The 4,118-nt window shown below is 73.1% G+C and carries 2 protein-coding genes; one reads left to right on the forward strand and one right to left on the reverse strand.

The genetic code is table 11. The features are described 5' to 3' along the window. Nucleotides 1-153: 153 nt before the first annotated feature. Nucleotides 154-1,200 carry an anti-sigma factor RsbA family regulatory protein gene (locus tag MXD58_RS21870; protein WP_248838823.1) on the reverse strand — a complete coding sequence of 349 codons (1,047 nt, stop codon included), beginning with the start codon at nucleotides 1,198-1,200 and terminating at the stop codon, nucleotides 154-156. 488 nt (nucleotides 1,201-1,688) lie between these two features. Between MXD58_RS21870 and MXD58_RS21875 the strand changes: the two genes are divergently transcribed. After that, nucleotides 1,689-4,118 (forward strand): Tex family protein (locus MXD58_RS21875; protein ID WP_250609830.1); only part of this gene is annotated, 2,430 nt, incomplete at its 3' end.

Consider the following 4,118-nt stretch of genomic DNA (forward strand, 5'->3'; position numbering starts at 1 on the left):
CCCCGGCCCTGCGGCGGTGCCGGTGCCGTCGGCGGCCGGTGCCACCGTGCCGCCCAGGCCGTCCGCGGGCCAGGAGCCGCGCCCGACCCGGAGGCGCTCCGGTGTGCTCATCGGCGTCCTCTCCCCGGCTGGTCGCCGCCGATCGCCCCGCGATCAGCCTCGCACGAACATCCGCACCGTCGTGCCGGTTTCGGCGGAGCGGAGCTGGACCAGGTCGCAGAGCTGGTTGACCAGCCAGAGGCCGCGTCCGCCACCGAGATCGAGCTCGGGACGGCGCCGGCCGACGAGCCGGTCGGCGACCAGGCCGGCATCGCTCACCTCGCAGATCAGGCCGCCGTCGGACCAGAACCGGACGATGCCCTGGCCGCCGCCGTGCCGCACGCTGTTGGTGGCGACCTCGTGCACGGCCAGTTCGACGTCGCCGACCCGGTCGGAGTTCAGGCCCTCGGCGCGCGCCGCAGCCGCCGCGGCCGCGCGGATCAGGCCCAGGTCACGCGGGCCGAAGGCGAGCTCCGCGCGCGGCGGACCGAGGTCCGGCAGCGGCGCGGCGAACGGGTCCGGCCAGGGCTCCCCGGACCACACCGCGGCAGGCCCCGAGGTGCCGTGCCCCGAGGTGCCGTGCCCCGAGGTGCCGTGCCCCGAGGTTCGGAACCGGGTACTGGACTGGGCGAGACCGCCATCGACGACCACCGGGTGGGTCCGCCACACCCCGTCCGCCACGGCCGGCTCGAGGACGCCCGCCTCGTAGAGGCAGCGCAGCCGCCAGCTGGGCGGCCCGGCGAACGCCTCGTTCAGCAGGGCCTCGTGCAGCACGCACTCGCCCAGCTCGGGCGCCACTCGCCCGGGCCACACCGGTTCCCCGATACCGCGTACGGAGCGTCCGCGCTCGGCGCCGCGTTCAACGAATTCCTGCCAGACCGGGATTATGCACGCCGGATTTTTGCCAACCTCGGCCATATCGACGAACGCGACGCGTTTCACGGCCCGGCCGAGGGCGCTGCGCAGCAGCGATGTTCCTGGCTCGGGGACCACGACGAGCACGTCTTCGTCCGCCGCCAACCCGGCGAGGACGAAATCCCGGGTGGCACCGAGGAATCCAACATCACCGAAGTAGGTGAATGCTTCGTGGTGAATGCCCTCAGCCCTGGCGGTCCCGAGAGCGGCGCCCGCGGCATCGCCCAGAGTGCGGTTCGGCCTCACCGCGCCGCCCGGTGCCGCAATCGCGACGGAGGCGACCAGGGCGTGGCCTCACCACGCCCGAGCCGATCAACGGCAGAATAGGAGGAATGACTCCGTCCTGCCACTGTGGCTCCGCACCCCATGCACACGCGCACATCATAGGTCATGTCGCACCAATGGGATATGGCCAGTACGGCAATCGCACGGCACGGATGACGCTGGATCACGCCGGACCATCTCGCGACACGCCCACTGACCTCGCCCGATGGCGGATACCGTCCGGTCGCCGCGGCCGGCCAACGGCGGGTCCACCGGCCACTCGAGCAGGCCGGTGGCCCACCACGGACCGACCGGCCGGCCGGAAAGCTGTCGGTGATCACCCGTAGTCTCGCAGTCGGCACGGGTCCGGCCGCGCGTCTCCTGGCCGGTCCGGCCCCGAACCACCGGCAGACCCCGAACGACCGACAGTGCATGGCAACAGACGAGGACGAGAGGGCGGACCAAGGATTGTGACGACGACATCTGTCCCGCAGCAGTCCATCCAGCGGCGCATCGCCGAGGAGCTCGGCGTGCGCCCGGGGCAGGTGGCGGCGGCGGTCGACCTGCTCGACGGAGGCGCCACCGTGCCCTTCATCGCCCGCTACCGCAAGGAGGCCACGGGCACCCTCGACGACACCCAGCTACGCAACCTCGAGGAGCGGCTGCGCTACCTGCGGGAGCTGGAGGACCGGCGCGGCGCCGTGCTGGAGTCCATCCGCGCCCAGGGCAAGCTGGACGACGCCCTCGAGGAGCAGATCCTCGCGGCTGACTCCAAGGCCCGCCTGGAGGACATCTACCTGCCGTACAAGCCCAAGCGGCGAACGAAGGCGCAGATCGCCCGCGAGGCCGGCCTGGAGCCGCTGGCGGACGCCCTGCTGGGCGACCCTGCCCTCGACCCGCACGGAACGGCGAGCGGTTACGTCGATGCCGAGAAGGGCGTCGCGGACGCCGGCGCCGCCCTGGAGGGGGCGCGGGCGATCCTCGTCGAGCGGTTCACCGAGAACGCCGACCTGATCGGCGCGCTACGGGAGCAGATGTGGTCACGCGGGGTGCTCGTGTCCCGGGTGCGGGAGGGCCGCGAGGAGGCCGGCGCGAAGTTCGCCGACTACTTCGACTTCTCCGAGCCGTTCACCTCACTGCCCTCGCACCGCATTCTCGCCGCCTTCCGCGGCGAGAAGGAGGAGATCCTCGACCTCACCCTGGAGCCGGACACCCCCGCGGAGCCGGGCACCCCGCCCGCCCCCGGCCCGACCGACTACGAGGTGCGGATCGCGGCGGCCTTCGACATCGCCGACCAGGGCCGCCCGGCGGACCGCTGGCTCGCCGAGACCGTCCGCTGGGCGTGGCGCACCCGCGTCCAGGTGCACCTCGGGGTCGACCTGCGGATGCGGCTGTGGACCTCCGCGGAGGAGACCGCGGTGAAGGTCTTCGCGGCGAACCTGCGCGACCTGCTGCTCGCCGCACCCGCTGGCAGCCGGGCCACGATGGGCCTCGACCCCGGCTATCGCACCGGCGTGAAGGTCGCCGTGGTCGACGCGACCGGCAAGGTCGTCGCCACTGACACGATCTATCCGCACGTGCCCGCCCGACGCTGGGACGACTCGATCGCCACCCTCGCCCGGCTGGCCGCCGAACACCGCGTCGACCTGGTCTCGATCGGCAACGGCACCGCCTCCCGGGAGACCGACAAGCTCGCCGAGGACCTCATCCGCAAGCATCCGGAGCTGTCCCTGACCAGGGTCACCGTGTCGGAGGCCGGCGCGTCGGTGTACTCGGCGTCGGCGTACGCGGCGAGCGAGCTGCCGGGGATGGACGTGTCGCTGCGCGGTGCCGTGTCGATCGCCCGCCGGCTGCAGGACCCGCTCGCCGAACTCGTCAAGATCGAGCCACGCTCGATCGGCGTCGGCCAGTACCAGCACGACCTGGCCGAGACGCGGCTGTCCTCCTCCCTCGACGCCGTGGTGGAGGACTGCGTGAACGCCGTCGGCGTGGACGTCAACACCGCGTCGGCGCCGCTGCTCACCCGGGTGTCCGGGATCGGCGCCGGGCTCGCCGAGAACCTGGTCCGCCACCGCGACACCCACGGACCGTTCCGTACCCGCGAAGCGCTGCGGGGGGTGCCCCGGCTGGGGCCGAAGGCGTTCGAGCAGTGCGCGGGGTTCCTGCGGATCAGCGGCGGCGACGATCCGCTCGACGCCTCCAGCGTGCACCCCGAGTCCTACCCGGTGGTGCGCCGGATGCTCGCGGCCACCGGCAGCGAGCTGACCGCGCTGATCGGCAACGGGAAGGTGCTGCGGTCGCTGAAGCCGACCGACTTCGTCGACGACACGGTCGGCCTGCCGACGGTCACCGACATTCTCGCCGAGCTGGAGAAGCCCGGCCGCGACCCGCGGCCGGCGTTCCGCACGGCGGCGTTCACCGAGGGCATCGAGACCCTGGCCGACCTCGTTCCCGGGATGACCCTGGAGGGCTCGGTGACGAACGTCGCCGCCTTCGGCGCGTTCGTGGACGTCGGCGTCCATCAGGACGGGCTGGTGCATGTCTCGGCGATGTCGAAGAACTTCGTCAACGACCCGCGTGAGGTCGTCAAGCCCGGTGACATCGTGACCGTGAAGGTCCTCGACGTCGACATCCCCCGCAAGCGGATCTCGCTGACCCTGCGTCTCGACGACGAGATCGGCGGCTCCGGCTCCGGCTCGGGCTCGGGCGGCGGTCCACGTCCCGCCGCTCGCCGGGACGGCGCCGGGGACGGCGGTCGGCGGGGGGCCGCCGGCCGGCGGGGGCGCGACGCCCCGGGGCGGCGGCCGCCTCCACACCCCGCGGCACCGCGTCGAAGGCGACGGACGCCGGATCGCCGCCCTCGGCGCCCCGGACGGTCTCGGCTCCGACCCGCTCACCCC

The organism is Frankia sp. AgKG'84/4 (assembly GCF_023242965.2).
GTDB lineage: Bacteria > Actinomycetota > Actinomycetes > Frankiales > Frankiaceae > Frankia.